This window comes from Hyphomicrobium denitrificans ATCC 51888 (assembly GCF_000143145.1).
Lineage (GTDB): Bacteria > Pseudomonadota > Alphaproteobacteria > Rhizobiales > Hyphomicrobiaceae > Hyphomicrobium_B > Hyphomicrobium_B denitrificans.
The window spans coordinates 1,529,889-1,546,199 of sequence record NC_014313.1; the positions used below are offsets into that span (position 1 = coordinate 1,529,889).

General features: G+C 61.0%; 17 protein-coding genes. 5 read left to right on the forward strand and 12 right to left on the reverse strand.

Annotated features, from left to right (window positions below):
- Positions 1-11: 11 nt before the first annotated feature.
- Genes HDEN_RS07300 through HDEN_RS07310 form a run of 3 tightly spaced genes read right to left on the reverse strand, consistent with a single transcriptional unit; the run spans position 12 to position 3,040 of the window.
- Positions 12-1,136: an ATP-grasp domain-containing protein gene (locus HDEN_RS07300; RefSeq protein ID WP_013215505.1), complete on the reverse strand. Its 1,125-nt coding sequence runs from the start codon at positions 1,134-1,136 to the stop codon at positions 12-14.
- Positions 1,137-1,140: 4 nt separating this feature from the next.
- The gene (locus HDEN_RS07305; RefSeq protein ID WP_013215506.1) at positions 1,141-2,043 is read right to left on the reverse strand and encodes an NAD(P)-dependent methylenetetrahydromethanopterin dehydrogenase; all 903 of its coding nucleotides are present in this window, start codon (positions 2,041-2,043) and stop codon (positions 1,141-1,143) included.
- A 28-nt stretch (positions 2,044-2,071) separates the two neighbouring features.
- Positions 2,072-3,040 carry a beta-ribofuranosylaminobenzene 5'-phosphate synthase family protein gene (locus tag HDEN_RS07310; RefSeq protein WP_013215507.1) on the reverse strand — a complete coding sequence of 323 codons (969 nt, stop codon included), beginning with the start codon at positions 3,038-3,040 and terminating at the stop codon, positions 2,072-2,074.
- 116 nt (positions 3,041-3,156) lie between these two features.
- On the opposite strand from HDEN_RS07310, the gene HDEN_RS07315 reads away from it, so the two are divergent.
- Positions 3,157-3,534, forward strand: a complete 378-nt coding sequence (locus HDEN_RS07315; protein ID WP_013215508.1) for a 4a-hydroxytetrahydrobiopterin dehydratase — start codon at positions 3,157-3,159, stop codon at positions 3,532-3,534.
- A gap of 12 nt (positions 3,535-3,546) precedes the next feature.
- On the forward strand, positions 3,547-4,074 hold the full coding sequence (gene folK / locus HDEN_RS07320; protein ID WP_013215509.1) for a 2-amino-4-hydroxy-6-hydroxymethyldihydropteridine diphosphokinase: 528 nt from the start codon (positions 3,547-3,549) through the stop codon (positions 4,072-4,074).
- A gap of 112 nt (positions 4,075-4,186) precedes the next feature.
- Here folK and HDEN_RS07325 read toward each other — a convergent pair whose 3' ends face one another.
- The 6 genes from HDEN_RS07325 to pqqA all read right to left on the reverse strand — a co-directional run bounded on the left by HDEN_RS07325 (position 4,187) and on the right by pqqA (position 8,138).
- Positions 4,187-4,543 carry a c-type cytochrome gene (locus HDEN_RS07325; protein WP_013215510.1) on the reverse strand — a complete coding sequence of 119 codons (357 nt, stop codon included), beginning with the start codon at positions 4,541-4,543 and terminating at the stop codon, positions 4,187-4,189.
- Between the two features lie 152 nt (positions 4,544-4,695).
- Positions 4,696-5,856: a pyrroloquinoline quinone biosynthesis protein PqqE gene (gene pqqE / locus HDEN_RS07330; RefSeq protein ID WP_013215511.1), complete on the reverse strand. Its 1,161-nt coding sequence runs from the start codon at positions 5,854-5,856 to the stop codon at positions 4,696-4,698.
- A gap of 29 nt (positions 5,857-5,885) precedes the next feature.
- A complete protein-coding gene (pqqD, locus tag HDEN_RS07335; protein ID WP_013215512.1) occupies positions 5,886-6,188 on the reverse strand; it encodes a pyrroloquinoline quinone biosynthesis peptide chaperone PqqD in 303 nt (100 codons plus the stop codon).
- Positions 6,189-6,200: 12 nt separating this feature from the next.
- A complete protein-coding gene (pqqC, locus tag HDEN_RS07340; protein ID WP_013215513.1) occupies positions 6,201-6,977 on the reverse strand; it encodes a pyrroloquinoline-quinone synthase PqqC in 777 nt (258 codons plus the stop codon).
- Positions 6,974-7,906, reverse strand: a complete 933-nt coding sequence (gene pqqB / locus HDEN_RS07345; protein WP_013215514.1) for a pyrroloquinoline quinone biosynthesis protein PqqB — start codon at positions 7,904-7,906, stop codon at positions 6,974-6,976. Before pqqB ends, pqqC begins: the two co-directional genes overlap by 4 nt.
- Positions 7,907-8,048: 142 nt before the next feature.
- The gene (pqqA, locus tag HDEN_RS07350; protein ID WP_041921595.1) at positions 8,049-8,138 is read right to left on the reverse strand and encodes a pyrroloquinoline quinone precursor peptide PqqA; all 90 of its coding nucleotides are present in this window, start codon (positions 8,136-8,138) and stop codon (positions 8,049-8,051) included.
- 633 nt (positions 8,139-8,771) lie between these two features.
- On the opposite strand from pqqA, the gene HDEN_RS07355 reads away from it, so the two are divergent.
- Together HDEN_RS07355 and HDEN_RS07360 are read left to right on the forward strand one after the other, a co-directional pair.
- Positions 8,772-10,559 carry a diflavin oxidoreductase gene (locus HDEN_RS07355; protein WP_013215517.1) on the forward strand — a complete coding sequence of 596 codons (1,788 nt, stop codon included), beginning with the start codon at positions 8,772-8,774 and terminating at the stop codon, positions 10,557-10,559.
- 60 nt (positions 10,560-10,619) lie between these two features.
- The gene (locus HDEN_RS07360) at positions 10,620-12,332 is read left to right on the forward strand and encodes an NADPH-dependent assimilatory sulfite reductase hemoprotein subunit (RefSeq protein WP_013215518.1); all 1,713 of its coding nucleotides are present in this window, start codon (positions 10,620-10,622) and stop codon (positions 12,330-12,332) included.
- A gap of 38 nt (positions 12,333-12,370) precedes the next feature.
- Here HDEN_RS07360 and HDEN_RS07365 read toward each other — a convergent pair whose 3' ends face one another.
- From HDEN_RS07365 to HDEN_RS07375, 3 genes are all read right to left on the reverse strand, one after another.
- On the reverse strand, positions 12,371-13,006 hold the full coding sequence (locus HDEN_RS07365) for a ParB-like protein (protein ID WP_013215519.1): 636 nt from the start codon (positions 13,004-13,006) through the stop codon (positions 12,371-12,373).
- A gap of 23 nt (positions 13,007-13,029) precedes the next feature.
- Complete coding sequence (locus HDEN_RS07370) at positions 13,030-14,349, reverse strand: replication-associated recombination protein A (RefSeq protein ID WP_013215520.1); 1,320 nt, start codon at positions 14,347-14,349, stop codon at positions 13,030-13,032.
- A 98-nt stretch (positions 14,350-14,447) separates the two neighbouring features.
- Positions 14,448-15,098, reverse strand: coding sequence for a polymer-forming cytoskeletal protein (locus tag HDEN_RS07375; RefSeq protein ID WP_013215521.1), 651 nt, complete (start codon positions 15,096-15,098; stop codon positions 14,448-14,450).
- A gap of 206 nt (positions 15,099-15,304) precedes the next feature.
- Between HDEN_RS07375 and HDEN_RS07380 the strand changes: the two genes are divergently transcribed.
- On the forward strand, positions 15,305-16,288 hold the full coding sequence (locus HDEN_RS07380; protein WP_013215522.1) for an RluA family pseudouridine synthase: 984 nt from the start codon (positions 15,305-15,307) through the stop codon (positions 16,286-16,288).
- Positions 16,289-16,311 lie beyond the last annotated feature (23 nt).

Sequence of the window (16,311 nt, forward strand, 5' to 3'; positions counted from 1 at the left end):
CGGCGTAAGAATTAGGAGTGTTCGTATATCAGGTCTTCGAGTTCAGCCAAGCGCGCCCTGGCGAGCGCTTCTGCCGCATCCGCCGTTGCTGCGTCGGCGAAAACGCTGGCAAGCGGCGCGCCTTTAGGGATGTACGTTCCGGGCGGGCCGCGATCGGCGCTCCACACCGGCCACTGTGTTGCTCTGAGAGTTAACGCGCCGCGATCGGCGTGAAGGATCGCCATCGCCCGAGCAGATGTCGGCGCGTCTGGCGTAGCACCGGTTTCAGCGACGCCGAGACATGCCGCGACGTGCGCGCGAAACAGCGAGCCTTTATCATCGTCGAGCACATCCAGGGATGCGCCGGGCCGTGGATTGACTTCGAGCAGGTGTGGTGTCCCATCCGATACGATGAAGTCAAACGATGCCATGCCGACGATGCGGAACGCCGACGCGACGTCGCGCGCGGCGCTTTCGAGTTTGTTGCGAAGCTTGGGAGCGACATCCGGTATCGAGACTGCGCCGCCGAAGCGGAACGGTTGTTCCGGCGATGGCGCGATCCACTGGCGCGACAACGCGATACGCGTGCGATGCGTTCCAAAGACGCCGCCGACCGACAGGCGATCGCCGGAAATCCGTTTCTGGAAATAACGGCGGCGGCGCTCGGAGGTTGTCGCGTCGCAAATGCGGATGTGACGTCCGCCGCTACCGCCGATGCGTTTCGTCAGCCAGCCTTCGGGATCTGTCGGCGGATTGGAATGCGTTTCGGGGTGCGCGATACCCAACGCGTCGAGTTTTGCGAAAAAGACGGCTGGGTCTTTGCAGGCTTTGTAGGTCGTTGCGTCGTTGCCGATCAGAGGATAGCGGCTGGCGAGCGTCGTGATGAGGCGCGGCTTATCCTCAAAGCCTGAGCCGAGAATGAGTCCGACCGGCTTGGTTTCGGAGGAGGCCGCCAGTGCGTCGAGGGCTTGGATCAGCGGCTTGGTTCGAAAGCCTGTCGCCATCGCGCCGTCGATGACCTGAACGGCGGCAGCAGCGTTGCGCGTGTCGAGATCGCCGAATGCGTCGGCGACCAGAGGCCGGTAGCCAGCGCGTCGGGCGGACTGTGCGAGAGCCCGCCCGGAGAATGCTGCTATGAGGACCGGTTCGTCGGTCACATTCTTAGATGCCGACGAGTTCTTTGGCTTTCGCGTAAGCGTGGCGGAAGTCGAGCGCCAACGGCTTGTCGGACGTGAGCATCTGCTTGAAGAGGCCGGACTCGCACTTGTACTTGATGTCGCCAATCGCGAGCGGGCCGACGCCGAGTGCATCGCAGCCCGGAAGCTTGTCGCCGTTCATGAACAGTTCCATGCCTTCGACGCCCGCAGGCGGCACGGCGTTGACGTCGGCGATGACCTTCAGATGCTTCGCGAGCTTCTTGTGCTCGCCGGAGACGACCTGCACACCCGCAGCAGCAGCGGCGAAGATGACATCGGCGTTGGCGATGATGTCGGCTTTCTGCTCCGGCGTTTCACCGGCGACGGCTTCGAGATCGACGCCGAAGCGTTCTTTCGAAACCTTGGCGCTCTTGATGACGCGATCAACGCCGCGGTGTGCGACGAGACGGACATCAGCGCCTTCGAGGGCAGAGATGATCGAAGATGCGAATCCAACGACGCCCGTTGCGCCGAACACGGCGACTTTCACGCCCTTCCAGCCGGTGTTGAACTTGTCCTTCAGAACCTTTTCAACGCAGGCGACCATCGCGGCGGCGGTCGTGAACGAGCCGGCGGGATCAGCGAAGACCGAGCATTCGAACGGCGGCACCATCGCCTTCTTCGCGGCTTCGATCATGTCGAGCGCCAGGATCGCGTCCTTGCCACCCATGAAGAAGCCGGTGCGCACACCGTAGTTCGGGGGACGCGAGAAAATGGCGTCCTGGATGAGGCCAGCGACTTCGTTCAGCTCAACGTTAATGTAGGGGACGATGACCTTATAGCCGGCATCCGCGGCCATGTTCACGTCGAAGGGGCTCATGTGCTTCTGCGGCGCGAGCATGTGCAGAATAGGGGTTGCCTCGCTCATGGATCTTTCAAGCTCCGTTTCTTTGGCTTTAGCTGGCTTCGATGCTGGCGCCGGTGTTTCGGCCTTGTGCAACGAGAATGCTGAGACCGTCGCCTTTAGCCTCTTCGACTAAAGAATCATAGAGGCGTTGTGCTGCATCGGGGCTGTCGACAAACGCGAACCCTGTGGGGCCCCATGAGCTCTGTCCGATTCCCCGTGCGCCGAGGTCGCGCATGCGGTGGGCGAGCCGTCCAACGGCGGGGCTCGTCCAGACGCTGCCGCCCTGCTTGCTCGCGAAATAACCGCCGACGATCTCTTGTATTTCCGTCAGCGCAGAGCCGAACGCGGCGAGGTCAGCTTCCTTCAATCCCGGAATAAGTTTCATCAATACGAGGTGGCAGATGTGCGCTGCCGAGCTTTGCGAAAATTCGGGCAGGTCGGCGAAAGCGGTCGTCTCGGCTTCGCCAGAAACGCCGGCGCTGTCCCTTTCAAAGATCAACATGACGCGCCAGGCGTCAGGGAAGTCGCAGCGCACCGTCAGGGGAGGGGGACGGTCGTCGGCGCCCTTTCCTCCGTCGACGATGAACCCGCCCGACGCAAACGCCGCGAGGCCGATGCCGGACCGAGCGCCGCGTTCGCCGAGTTGCGCGAGGTCGTCGGGAGTGAGCGTCCGGCCTTCCATCCGCGCGATCGCAGCGCCGATCGCGAGCGCGAGCTGCGTGCCGGAGCCCAAGCCCGCATGGGCGGGAATGGCTTTTTGCACGTCGACGGAATAACCCGCGCCTTTGGTGTCGCCTGCGAATTTTTTGACGAGCGCCAGCGCGCGTGCGCTTTCGAATCCGTGGGCCTCATGCCGGGCGGAACGTTTCAGCGTCAGTTCCGTCTCCGGGTGATCAACGGCCAGTCCGATGCTGCCAAAACGCCTGCCGATAGCGCCGTTCAAGTCGAGGAAACCAAGGTGCAGCCGAGCCGGAGCCCTGACGCGGATCGTTGCCGAAGACGCGGATGAGAGACTCACGAAGCGGAATTCCTTTCCTTGGTGTTGTCCAAGCAGCTGCATCGGGTTTGCGTTGGCGGGGGAAGGAGCGCTAGGCTCCAGGTCGAGTTGTCCGACAAAAGGAGAATAAGGGCAAGATGAGTGCGGAACGTGAAAAAGCGATGTCTGAAGCCGACGTTAAGGCCTGGTTAGAGGCCAATCTACCGGCGTGGAAGCTTGAGGACGGCTGGATCCGGCGCACCTACAAGACGGCGAGCTGGAAGGGTACGCTGATGGTCGTCAACACGGTCGGGCATCTGGCCGAAGCAGCATGGCATCACCCGGATATCACCGCGTCTTATGCCTGGGTTGAAGTGCGTTTGGTGACGCATTCCGCAAAGGGCATCACTTCGAAGGATCTCGAACTGGCGAAGAAGATCGAGGACGTGGTGCATTGGCAGCCGGGCAAGGAAGGCAAGGGGCTCGAAGGCACGCCGCATAACGATCAGCGGTTCGCATATATCAAATACGACTGAGCCGCACGCCAGATGCCGCAAAGTCATTCGGGCCCAGCGACGAAAGTTCCACGCAATCCATTTGACGCTGTGCTGGGGCTGGGTTCGAACATCGGCGACAGGGTCGGCAATATCGAAGATGCGATCGCGCGTTTGACGGCGGACGGCGTCATCAAGCTCGTTGCGCGTTCGCGATATTATCGAACCGCGCCGTGGGGCGTGACGGACCAGGATTGGTTCGTCAATGCTTGTATCGCGGTTAAAGCTGACGTTTCAGCGCGAGAACTGCTGGCGCGATGTCAGGCGGTCGAAAACGGCATGGCGCGTGTTCGCACGCAGCGCTGGGGACCGCGCAATATCGACGTCGACGTCCTAACCTTCCGCGACCAGAAAATCGTTGAGCCTGATCTTGTCGTTCCGCATCCGCGGATCGCCGAGCGGGCGTTCGTGCTCGTCCCGCTCAAGGACGTCGCTCCGGACATCAGGATCGATGGCGCGTCGATCGACGAGATGTTGTCGCGTCTTGACGCCAGCGACGTGCAGCCGCTCGCCGGGGCCTGACGATCGAACGGCGATCTGTTTCCTGTTGGGATATAATTATTCTTCCTGAGCGCAAAAAGAAAGCGCCGCAGAACCCCTCTGCGGCGCTTATGTCGATCGAGCAGGTCGGAGCCTACTTCAGCGTCTTGAGATATTCGATCAGGTTGGCGCGATCGCCTTCGTCCTTGATGCCTGCGAAAATCATTTTCGTGCCAGGAACGTCCTTGGCCGGACCCTGCAGCCACTTGTCGAGCGACGCGTCATCCCAGGTGATGCCCGAATTCTTCAGAGCATCCGAATACTTGTAGTCTTCGAGCGAGCCAGCCTTGCGGCCGATGAGGCTGCCAAGGTGCGGACCGACAGCGTTCTTGTCGACCTGGTGGCATGCTTTGCACTTGTTAAAGACAGTTTTGCCCGCGTCCGCGTCAGCAGCAACGGCTGCGACTGGCACTGCGGTGATCATGGCGGCGGCCAAAATCCACTTGCGCATCTTGAGGTTCCTTCCCGTTTCGCCTTTTAGCAACGACAACTCTGCAACTCATAACTGAGTGCAGGAAGAATGGCATTTTTTTTCTGAATGGAAGACGAACAGAATTGACGCACGGAAGCGATTAATTGCTTGCAGGGCCAAAAACTTGGCCGCTAGTTATCCGATGTAGCCTTGATCGGCCCCATGCGGCGGTAGACGAAGGGCGGGGGCGCGGCTTCGGCGCTCTCCTGCTCGGCGGCTGACACGAAAGCGGCGTGATATGGCGAGAACTTGCACGCCGGATCGGTGTTGTCCGCGTCGCCCGTGAAGGCCATCGCCTGGCAGCGGCAGCCGCCAAAGTCGATTTCGGCGCGGGGGCAGCTGCGGCAGGGCTCTTTCATCCAGCTCGTACCACGATACTTCTGGAATGCCTGCCCGTTGAGCCAGATGTCGGCCAAGCGCCGATCCTTGACGTTATCGAAAATCAATCCGGGAATCGTTTCGGAGGCGTGGCAGGGAAGCACCTTGCCTTGTGGGGTGACGTTCATGACGCCGCGGCCCCATCCGCCCATGCACGGCTTGGGTGTTTTTGCGTAATAATCGGGAACGACGAAGTCGAAAACGAGAATGCCCTTCAGGCGTTCCTTGGCCTCCTCGACGATCTCGGCGCTCTTGATGACTTGCGCGCGAGTCGGCATGAGGCTCGCCCGGTTCTTCAATGCCCAGGCGTAGTACTGAATGTTCGCAACCTCGATGCGACCGGCGCCCATCTCGACCGCGAAGTCGATGATGTTCGGCAGGTTCTCGATATTGAAGCGATGGATCGGCGCATTGATGGTGAGCGGCATGCCGAGCTTGCGCACCCACTTGCCGACTTCGCGCTTTTTCGCGAGGCCGCCTTTATATGCAGACATACGCTCGGCGTTGGCGTCGTCGACATCCTGGATCGACAGCTGAACGTGGTCGAGGCCCAGGTCCTGAAGCTTCTTCAGGCGATCTTCGGTCAGCGTCACGCCCGCCGTGATGAGGTTCGTGTAGAGGCCAGCCTTCGCCGCCACATCGACGATATCCTCAAGATCCTTGCGAAGCGTCGGCTCGCCACCCGAAAGGTGGATCTGCAGGATGCCGAGTTCGGCTGCCTGACGCATGACGTCCTGCCACTCGGCCGTCGTCAATTCCGTGTTGACGCGGTCAAGCTCGAGCGGGTTCGAGCAGTAAGGACACTGAAGCGGGCAGCGATGCGTCAGTTCCGCGAGCAGGCCGACCGGGGCGCGTGCGCAGACTTCCGCCACTGGGTCTGGCGAAAACTGCTCCAACGGTGCGATTTCGTTCATGACATCGGCTCCGTTCTGTTTCACGCGTCCTAGGCTTTGACCACGCCCTTGTCCGAGAGTTCCTGCAACATGGATATGGTGTCGGCGAGGATCTCTTGCAGCGGTGCATTGTACTCTTTTGCGAGTGCGGTGGCGATTTCCTCAACACTCGTCGCGCCATCACAGCGCTTCAAAATCTCGACAGCGATAGGGTCAGGCTCGAACACGCGTTCGGGAGCAAGCACGTGCCATCGGCCGCGGCCGGCGTCGTGGCGCAGCTTGATGTGCGTCGGCAGTCCCGGCTTGGAAGCCGGGACGACCATCGTTCTCGTACGCGGTGCGTCTGCGTTCATACGTAAGCCTCGTTAATTCTCCGGCCGGAAAGCTCCCGGAGGAATGTGTCCGTCGACGTAAGCGTGGTAGAGCGCGTCGAGCTGCACCCAGAGAACATTGCATTTGAAGCGCACCGCGTCGATGCAGGCTTGCTGTTCGTCGCGCGTGCGGGCGTTCTCGAGTATGTAGTTCAGTGCGAAATCGGCGTCGCGCGGAGCCTGCGTCAGGCGGCGTTTGAAATACGCCATCACCTTGTCGTCGATGAAGTTGTAGTTCTCGAGCATGCCGGCGATGCGTTCTTTGTGAATCTTCGGCGCGAACAGCTCGGTCAGCGAGGAGGCGACGGCGATCGTCAATGGCTGCTCGCGCACGAACGTGACGTAAGCCTCGACGGCAAAGACGGTCGCCGGAAGCGCGCCGCGCCGCGAGATGACGTACTCGCGATCGAGTCCAAGGCCGTCCGTCAGCACGAGCCAACGCTCGATGCCGCCTTCTTCATCAGGAAGCAGACCATCATGATCGAGAATGCGATGCGTCCACTCGCGGCGAAGCTCGCGATCGTAAACCCGGCTGATGAGCGCTGCATCCTTGCGCGGAACGGCGGACTGATAGCAGAAGCGATTGAGCGCCCAGGCCTGCACCTGTCCCTTGTTCAGCTTGCCGCCGTGAAGCATGTGATGGAAGGGATGCAGGTCATGGTAGCGCTCGGGTCCGACCGCACGAATGGCTGCTTCGAATTCGGCGACCGGCATCGGCGCCTCGTCACCGCGAAGCTCTGCTAATTTCTTTCCAACGCTGACCGGGTTCATAAGCGGACCTCCATTCCATCAAAACCAACCTCCCACCCGGCTGTTTCAACAGCTTTTCGAGCTTCCGAATTTTCATCCAGGATCGGGTTTGAATTGTTGATGTGAACGTAAATTTTTCGGCGAACGTTGAGATGGCTCAAAGCCGCGATAGAGCCTTCGTGACCGGAGACCGAAATATGGCCCATTCGCTTGCCGGTCTTGTTCAACAATCCTTGAGCGATCATTTCGCCGTCTTCGTAAAGCGTGCCGTCGAAGAAAATGACATCGGCTCCGCGGATGCGATCGGCGAGCGGCGCGTCGACTTCGGCGCAGCCGGGAATGTAGAAAAACGACTTGCCGGCTTTACGATCCGTCACTTTCAAGCCGATGGTGTCGCCGTCGCGGCTGCCGTAATTTTCGTTGGCGCCGCCCTTCTCCAGAAAGAGCGCAACCTTGCCTGGGACAGGGAAGGCTTCGACCGTCAGTCCGAGGTCGACGCCGGCGCCATGCAGTTCGGTCGGCCTGTCGAAGGGCAGTTCCAAGCGCGGTACGATCTCGGGGTTGCAGACGTTGAAAACTGAATTTGCCTTCAGCGTCGCGAGGACGAGGTCGGAACCGTAGATCGAAAACGGCTGACCTTCGCGGAGGCCGATCAGTCCGATGATGTGATCGACGTCGGCATTGGTGACGACAACGGCCTTGATCGGCGAATTACGCTTTGCGCCCGTCGTTTCAGGGTGCAACTCGGGCGTCTCGTTGATCTGCTGGCGAATGTCGGGCGAGGCGTTGAGCAACACCCAATTCTTGCCGTCGCTCGAAGCGGCAAGGGACGATTGCAAGCGCGCCTTAAACCCGGCAGCGCCTGAGCGAACCTTTGCCGACTGCATGCCATTGCAGTTCCACTGCGGGAATCCACCCCCAGCGGAGGACCCGAGCACTTTTATGATCATGGATACCGGTGTCTTGCGCCCGCCATCTCGCCGAAGAGGCTGCGCAGAAAAATTTGCAAGGATATGACTGCGGCGGCCGATGAACCGCACCGACCGCCGCGCCGTTATCTCACCAGTGTTGTGAGACCGAAGAAATCAATCCTCAGATGAGGTCGATTTCAGCCGGCAGGTAGCTCGTCACTTCGAGACCAACTTCCTGCTCGCGCACAGCGGGCTTCGTCCAGATTTTCATTGTGGTTCCTCCAAAGCGGTAACTGCTTTCCATTCCTGCAAGCCCCGCCGAGGGCCCACCCGATTGGTGCAGGCACGTTTCTTGTGCGCGCCCAATCTGCGGATCGATCGACCAAAGTCAAGATCGTCCGGGTTCGTAGTATCAACATCACCTCGCGATAGAACTTTTCAAATCAATGTCTATCACGTCTGCGTGTGAGTGCTTTCGCGGCGCAATGCGGTTGGCCGGTGCTGGTGTTGGATTTTTTCTTGAGCCACCACGACCGCGCGGCAGGGCCATTCGCGAGGCATGTTGCTCCGAGCTGCCCAGGTGCGCGGTTCGGGCGGGTTGGAACGGCTGCGCGCCGCCCGAGAAATTGGTGGCATGTTAGAAAATTATTCTTATATTTGGGGTTGAATGCCGCATCGGTGTAGAAAATTCTTCCAACAGGACGTAAAATAAGCTTATACGGATGCGCGGAGGCTTCCTGGCAACCATAAGCCAAAGGCATCCGCAACCTCACCGCCAACGGTTTGTTTTTCTATCCCGCCGGTAAGCCTCATTAAGTCTTGCTGGCAAAGGGTTTTCCGATCGCTCGAATGTGCGCTGCGGCGGCGTCGGTAGATCGGCCAAGTGTTACGAGGAGAGCCTTCGGTGACTGCCATTCCACTGCTTCCGCATAACGCTCCGTTTGCGCCGGAAGACATCGACACGCTGAACAAGGTCGTTGCAAAGACAACTCCACAGCAGCGTGCGTGGCTTTCCGGGTTCTTCGCGGGGTTTGAAGCAGCCCAGGGCAGCGGCGCCGTTCAGGCGGGCATTCCGGCCGCCAAGCCGCGGCAGCCCCTGACGATCCTGTATGCGAGCGAGAGCGGGAATACCGAGGCGCTGGCTGGCAAGGCGAAGAAGCTTGCTCAGAAGCACGGTCTCGACGCCAAGGTTTTCGATATGGCGGATGCCGATCTGGCGTTGCTGCCAAAGGCGAAAAACATCGTCGTTTATGCAGCGACCTGGGGCGAGGGCGACCCGCCGAGCCGGGCCGTCGACTTCTATCAGGCTTTGATGAGCGATGCCGCGCCGCGTATCGATGGTGTCCGCTTCGCGGTACTGGCGCTCGGCGATACGGCGTACACGCAGTTCTGCGCGACCGGAAAGGCGATCGATGCGCGGTTGGAGGAACTCGGCGGCGTGCGCGTTGCTGACCGCTCGGACCTCGACCTCGATTACGCAAAGCAGGCCGCTGACTGGACGGAAAAGTCCTTAGCCAAGTTTGCGCCGCCTGATGCGGCTGCGGGCGGCACGGTCGTTCACGTCGATTTCGGAGGCGCGATTGCGCCGGCGGGCGATGATGACGAGCCGCGCTATACGGCCGAAAATCCGCTCGAAGCCGAGATCACTGGCCTCGTCAATCTCAACGGCACGGGATCGTCGCGCGAAACGTGGCATGCGGAGTTTGCCTTCGAAGATCCCGCATTCAGCTATCAACCCGGCGACGCCATCGGCATCATTCCCGAGAACGATCCGATTCTCGTCGATGAGTTGCTGAAAGTGGTTGGTCTATCGTCGGATGCTGCGCTGCTGCTCAAGCTGCAGAAGTCGTACGACGTAACCACGCTGTCGCGCGGCACGGTTGAAAATTACGCCAAGCTCACCGGGCGCAGCGACGTCAAGGCTCTGCTCGAAGGCGAAGCGTATCCGAAGTTCGCGGCCGACCGGCAACTCGTCGATCTGTTTGAAGCGTACCCGGAAAAGCTGACGGCGGAACAACTCGTCGGGCTGCTCCGTCCGCTGCCGGGACGGCTCTATTCGGTGGCGTCAAGCCTCAAGGCGCATCCTGGCGAAGCGCATCTTCTGGTCGGCGCCGTGCGCTGGACGTCGCATGGCAAGGAGCGCAAGGGCGTGTCGTCGACGTATCTCGGCGAACGCCGCAAGGTCGGATCGACGGCGAGGATCTACGTCAAGCCGAACCGGCACTATCGTCTGCCGCCGGACGGGCACACGCCGATCATCATGATCGGAGCGGGTACGGGCGTCGCGCCCTATCGCGGATTTGTCGAGGAGCGGGTTGCAACCGGCGCAAAAGGCAAGAGCTGGCTGTTCTTCGGAGAGCGCAACTTCACGAACGATTTTCTCTATCAGCTCGAGTGGCAGGATTATCTCTCGTCCGGCGATCTGACCCGGATCGACGTTGCGTTCTCGCGCGATCAGCCGGAGAAAATCTACGTCCAGCATCGCTTGTGGGAGCGCCGGGACGATATCGCCGGATGGCTCGCGGACGGCGCGCATCTTTATGTCTGCGGCGACGAGAAGGGCATGGCGAAGGACGTCGATCAGACGCTCGTCAAAATTCTCGCTGAAGCCGCGAAGGGCGACGAAGACGCCGGTCGCGCCAAGCTCAAGGAATTGACGAAAGCCGGACGCTATCAGCGCGACGTTTATTGAGACGGCGATCACACTGCATCAGAGGACTGTGCGCGGCAAACTTCGTTCCGCGGGGATAAAATGACAGACGGCAAGCCATCGAAGACCGAACATATCAAGGAAGCCAGCGACTTTCTTCGCGGCACGATCCGCGAAGGGCTGGTTCACGTCGAAACCGGCGCAATTTCTGACGACGATACGCAGCTCATCAAATTCCACGGCTCCTACATGCAGGATGACCGGGACGTGCGCGGCGAGCGAGGGAAGAAGAAGCTCGATAAAGCTTACTCGTTCATGGTGCGCTTGCGGATCGCGGGCGGCCTGGTCACGTCTTCGCAGTGGCGTCAGCTCGACGACATCGCGGTGACTTACGGCAACAACACGCTGCGCATCACGACGCGCGCGACGTTCCAATTCCACGGCATCATCAAGTCGAACCTGAAGCGCGCCATGCAGGCCATCTATGCCTCGGGCCTGGATTCCATCGCGGCGTGCGGAGACGTGACGCGTGGTGTCATGTCGATCGCCAATCCGTACCTTTCGAAAGCGCACCGCGAAGCCTACGAACTCGCCAAGCGCACCAGCATGCATTTTCTGCCGAAGACGGAAGCCTACAGCGATATCTGGCTCAACGGCGAACGCATCCCCGGCAAGGAGACGACGGCGCCGGAGAAGGAAACGATTTACGGGCAGACGTATCTGCCGCGTAAGTTCAAGTTCGTTTTCGCGGTGCCGCCGGACAACGACGTCGATGTCTTCGCGCACGATTGCGGCTTCATCGCCATCGTCGAGAACGGCGAGATCGTCGGCTGGAACGTGACGGCAGGCGGCGGCATGGGCATGACGCATGGCGTAGCGGAAACGTTTCCGCGCCTCGGCGACGTGCTCGGCTATTGCAGCAACGAAAGAGCGATCGAGGTTGCGGAAGCCATCCTCACGATCCAGCGCGACTGGGGTAACCGTTCGAACCGCGCGCGCGCGCGCCTCAAGTATACGATCGAGGATCACGGGCTCGAGAACTTCAAGGCCGAAATCAACAAGCGCCTCGGCTACGATCTGGCGCCCGCGCGACCCTACACGTTCACGCGCAACGGCGATCACATCGGCTGGCGTCAGGGCGAAGACAAGAAGTGGCATCTGACGCTTTACGTCGAAAGCGGACGCATCAAGGACGTGCCGGGCCATCGTCTCCGGAGCGCCATGCGTGCCGTTGCCGATCTCGATGTCTGCGATTTCGTTATGACGGCGAACCAGAACCTCATTCTCGCGAACATCGGTGCGCGCAACAAAGCCAAAGTCGAGAAGGTTCTGGCAGATCACGGAGTTGCGCCGAAGTCGCTCTCCGGCGCGCGGCGAAACAGCATTGCGTGCGTCGCGCTGCCGACGTGCGCGCTGGCGCTGGCCGAAAGCGAACGCTACCTGCCGCACTTCCTCACGAAGTTCGAAAGCATTCTCGACAAGGCAGGACTCAAGGACGAAGAAATCGTCGTGCGCATGACGGGATGCCCGAACGGCTGCGGACGTCCGTACCTCGGAGAAATCGGTTTCGTCGGCCGGTCGCCCGGTCTCTACAATCTCTATCTCGGCGCGGCGTTCGATGGAGCGCGCATGAACAAGCTCTACGCGCAGGACGTGGACGAAGAGAAGGCGTTGAAGCTGCTTGAGCCGATCGTGCAGCATTACGCGAAAGACCGCGAGAAGGGCGAGCACTTCGGCGATTTCACGATCCGCGCCGGTTATGTGAAGCCGACGCTGGTCAGCAACCAGTTCCATAACGACGTGAAGCTGGCTTGAGATATCGGAGCCTCGGCAATCGAGCCTCCGCCATTGTCCTACGTGCGTTGATGAGGGCCGCACCAGCCGGGCAGGTATGAGGCGGCAGCGCTCTTGGCGAATGCGAGGGCTTCTTCAAGTGCCGTCTCGGGATCGCTTTTCGCGGTTTTTGAATCGACGCGGCGGCGCAGCGCATCAGCCCAGAGGAATTCGCTGAAGGGCGTCGCGTCCTTAGCGTAGCCGCCTGCGAAACGCAGTTCGCCTGCGAGGCTGCGATAGGGATCGTCTTTTAAGTCGGCGACAGTCTTGGGCAACTCGGAGCGCGATTGCCGGACGCCATCGGCGTCGAAGGGATGCATCCAGCCGCGGTTGTCGAGAAAGCGCCAGAACTCTTCCTTATCGAGTGCCCGCAGGTCCGCGAGCGTCGATGTCAGCACCTCTTCGACGCCTTCATCGTGTAGGGCGCGCGCGAGATGATGATGATCGACGACGTACAGCCTGTCTTTGGGTCCGCGCACGACGGGGATCATGTGACGACCGAGGAAGCCGGCAGATTTCTTAATGTCGAGGCCGCGCCATGCTTTCCGCTTTTCCTCGACCTCGCGCATGCCGACAGTCATTTGTGTCGGGCGAAGATCGGTGATCGAAACCGTGTGCAGTGCCGGCGACGGGGCGTGTGCTTGAGGCTCAGCCATGATGACCATCCTTTTACAAATGACTAGGATCGGCGGTTGCGTTCGGCGCGGAGCTTGGCCCAATAATCGAGGCGTTTTTTTAAGTCGCGTTCAAAGCCGCGCTCGGGTGGATCGTAATATTTCGGACGCTTCTTGAATTCGTCGGGAAAATAATTCTGGCCGGAAAAGGCTTCCGGCTGATCGTGATCGTAAAGGTAATCGGAGCCGTAACCTTCTTCCTCCATCAGTTTCGTCGGTGCGTTCAAAATCGTCTTCGGCGGCGACAGCGAGCCGTGCTCCTTGGCGGCGCGCATCGCGGCTTTGAAGGCGACGTAGTTGGCGTTCGATTTCGGCGCGGTCGCCAAGTAGATGACCGCTTCGGCAAGTGCGAGTTCCCCCTCCGGCGAGCCCAGAAAATCGAAGGCTTCTTTTGCGGCGTTGGCAACGACGAGGGCCTGCGGGTCGGCGAGGCCGATGTCTTCGACGGCCATGCGGACAAGGCGGCGGGCGACGAACAGGCGATCTTCGCCGCCGTCGAGCATGCGGCAGAAATAATAAAGCGCGGCGTCGGGATCGGAGCCGCGCACGGCTTTATGCAGCGCCGAGATCAGATTGTAATGGCCTTCGCGCGACTTGTCGTAAAGCGGCGCACGCCGCTGCACGAGCTTGACGAGCGCATCGCGCGTGAGCGCTTTTCCTGACGGCGCAACCGCCGCGAAGACGTCTTCCGCAAGATTGAGAATGGCGCGGCCATCGCCGTCTGCCATTCCTTTCAAGGCTTCACGCGCATCCGCATCGAGTGGAAGCGGGCGTCCGACATCCGCTTCGGCCCGCTGCAGCAGCGTTTCGAGCGTCGCGTCATCCAAACGATTGAGGACGAGCACGCTGGCGCGCGAAAGAACAGCGGCGTTGAGTTCGAACGAGGGGTTCTCGGTCGTGGCGCCGACGAGCGTGATCGTGCCGTCTTCCATGTACGGCAGGAAAGAATCCTGCTGCGAGCGGTTGAAGCGATGGATTTCGTCGATGAAGAGCAGCGTGCCCTTGCCTTGTTCGCGCATGATCTTGGCGCGCTCGAAGGCTTTCCTCAGATCGGCGACCCCGGAAAAGATCGCCGAGAGCTGCTCGAAGTTGAGGTTCGTTTCGTTGGCGAGCAGGCGCGCGATCGTCGTCTTGCCGGAGCCCGGCGGTCCCCAGAAGATGAGGCTCGGCACGCGGCCGCTTTTCAGCATGCGGGTCAGCGTTCCATCGGGACCGACGATGTGATCCTGGCCGGCGACCTCAGGGAGCGTTTTCGGACGCAAGCGATCGGCAAGCGGACGCGGTGCGCTTTTTTCCAGTCCAGCGGCTTCAAAGAGATTGGTCATGACGCGCTTATATAGAGCCGGGCGCGCGCCGATCCAAACGCGAAGGTTCGGCCTTTATCGGCCATCCCCATATCCCGGATTATGACGCGTAACTGGCCCTACGGCCGGACCGCGACATGAACGGTCATGGCAGGGCCGGAGCTGGCGCCCGATGCATCGGCCACGGACACGTCGAACTGGGCTTTGATGCCGTCAGACCCGTCATGGGAGAAATAGACTTGGCCGCCTTCGAGGTCGGCCTGCGAGAAGGTGGTGACCGGCGTCTTTTGGGCCGCGGCGAACGCCACGAAGCCGCCGTTGGCGTTCGAGACGGAGAACGTCAGATCCTCGGGCTTGTCGTCCGGATCGACGGCGTTCAAGTCGGCCAGCGTGATGCGTACCGAGCGGCCCTTGTCGACGGAGAGATCGAGGTCGCCCGCAATTGCCGGCGGGATGTTGCGGACATGCGCGGAAAGCTCGGCGCCTTCCTCCATCGCGAGGCGGCCGTATTTGATCTTGCCTGCCGCGGTGCCGGTGCTTTTCAGAGTGAAGAGCTGCTGAACGCGGACGTCGCCCTGAAGCGTGCCGTAAACTTCGGCGGTGTCCGTTTTGACGTTGCCGAAGACCTTGCCGCCCTCCTGGACCACGAGTTCGGAGGCCGTCACGCCGCCTTCGACGTAGCCCCAGACTTCGACGCGGCGGCCCTGTTTGACCTCGCCTTTCAGTACGGCGCCTTCGCCGAGGATCAAGACGCCTCGCGTATCGGCCATTGGCGCAAACTCCCTCACACACGCAGTACAAGCATCGAACTTCGACCAGGATTTTGTCTCGACCGTGACGGGTGTCGGCGTTAACCCTATGCAAGCTCAGGTGGCGCGCTCCACCGCATCGGACCAGAGTAAAAAGGCGTTGATCGCCGGTGCGGTCGAGCATGCCACGCTTGACCTCAAGGCGAATTCCGGGCTCTCCCATATCCATGAGCGTCGAGACGATTACAGTTGCGGATGGCGAGGCGGATATGCGCCTCGATCGCTGGTTCCGGGTGCATTTTCCGGAGGTCGGCTACACGTACCTTCAGAAGCTGCTGCGTTCGGGGCAGGTGCGGGTCAACTCCAAGCGGGCGCAGGCCAACGACCGGTTGAGCGCCGGAGCCGAAATTCGTGTTCCGGCCATCGTGCGCGAGCCGAAAAAGCTAAGCCCGACAGGACGGCCGGCGCTTGGCGTCTCGAAGGGCGATCGCGACGCCATCGAGAAGATGATCCTTTTCGAGGACGATCATGTGCTCGTCCTGAACAAGCCGTTCGGTCTGGCGGTGCAGGGCGGAACGGGGACCAAGAAACACATCGACGGCATGCTTGAAGGCATGGCCGACCGTTTCGGCGGCGAGCGGCCGCGCCTCGTCCATCGGCTCGACCGCGACACGACGGGCGTGCTTCTCGTTGCGAAAACGCGTGAGGCGGCTGCGAAGCTCGGCCGGACATTCCAGACGCGTTCGGCGGCCAAGACCTATTGGGCGCTGGTCAAAGGCGTTCCGAAGCCGCCGCAGGGCAAGGTCGAAGCCGCGCTGGTCAAGGCGTCGGGACCTGACGGCGACCGCGTTCGCAAAGCGCGCCCCGGCGAGCAAGACGCGGCGATGCACGCGACAACGCACTATTCGGTGGTCGACCGCGCCGCGCACAAGGCTGCGTGGGTGTCGTTGAAGCCGGTGACCGGACGTCAGCACCAGCTCCGCGCGCACATGCACCTCATCGGGCATCCGATCGTCGGCGACAACAAGTACGAAGGCGACGTTCACATGCCGGCCGAGAACATCGAGAAGAAGCTGCACCTGCATGCGCGTCGTCTCGTCATTCCGCATCCCAAGGGCGGCAAGACGATCGACGTTACCGCGCCACTGCCCGCGCATATGCTCGCGTCGTGGGACCTGCTCGGTTTTGATGTAAACATGTTCGAGGACTGACGCCCGGTCACCGGGCTCTCGCA

What these genes read in the sequence shown, in the direction of transcription:
- HDEN_RS07305 (WP_013215506.1), bottom strand. Translation starts at nt 2,043, where the DNA reads ATGAGCGAGGCAACCCCTATTCTGCACATGCTCGCGCCGCAGAAGCAC.
- HDEN_RS07315 (WP_013215508.1), top strand. Translation starts at nt 3,157, where the DNA reads ATGAGTGCGGAACGTGAAAAAGCGATGTCTGAAGCCGACGTTAAGGCC.
- folK (WP_013215509.1), top strand. Translation starts at nt 3,547, where the DNA reads ATGCCGCAAAGTCATTCGGGCCCAGCGACGAAAGTTCCACGCAATCCA.
- HDEN_RS07325 (WP_013215510.1), bottom strand. Translation starts at nt 4,543, where the DNA reads ATGCGCAAGTGGATTTTGGCCGCCGCCATGATCACCGCAGTGCCAGTC.
- pqqE (WP_013215511.1), bottom strand. Translation starts at nt 5,856, where the DNA reads ATGAACGAAATCGCACCGTTGGAGCAGTTTTCGCCAGACCCAGTGGCG.
- pqqD (WP_013215512.1), bottom strand. Translation starts at nt 6,188, where the DNA reads ATGAACGCAGACGCACCGCGTACGAGAACGATGGTCGTCCCGGCTTCC.
- pqqC (WP_013215513.1), bottom strand. Translation starts at nt 6,977, where the DNA reads ATGAACCCGGTCAGCGTTGGAAAGAAATTAGCAGAGCTTCGCGGTGAC.
- pqqB (WP_013215514.1), bottom strand. Translation starts at nt 7,906, where the DNA reads ATGATCATAAAAGTGCTCGGGTCCTCCGCTGGGGGTGGATTCCCGCAG.
- pqqA (WP_041921595.1), bottom strand. Translation starts at nt 8,138, where the DNA reads ATGAAAATCTGGACGAAGCCCGCTGTGCGCGAGCAGGAAGTTGGTCTC.
- HDEN_RS07360 (WP_013215518.1), top strand. Translation starts at nt 10,620, where the DNA reads ATGACAGACGGCAAGCCATCGAAGACCGAACATATCAAGGAAGCCAGC.
- HDEN_RS07365 (WP_013215519.1), bottom strand. Translation starts at nt 13,006, where the DNA reads ATGGCTGAGCCTCAAGCACACGCCCCGTCGCCGGCACTGCACACGGTT.
- HDEN_RS07370 (WP_013215520.1), bottom strand. Translation starts at nt 14,349, where the DNA reads ATGACCAATCTCTTTGAAGCCGCTGGACTGGAAAAAAGCGCACCGCGT.
- HDEN_RS07375 (WP_013215521.1), bottom strand. Translation starts at nt 15,098, where the DNA reads ATGGCCGATACGCGAGGCGTCTTGATCCTCGGCGAAGGCGCCGTACTG.
- HDEN_RS07380 (WP_013215522.1), top strand. Translation starts at nt 15,305, where the DNA reads ATGAGCGTCGAGACGATTACAGTTGCGGATGGCGAGGCGGATATGCGC.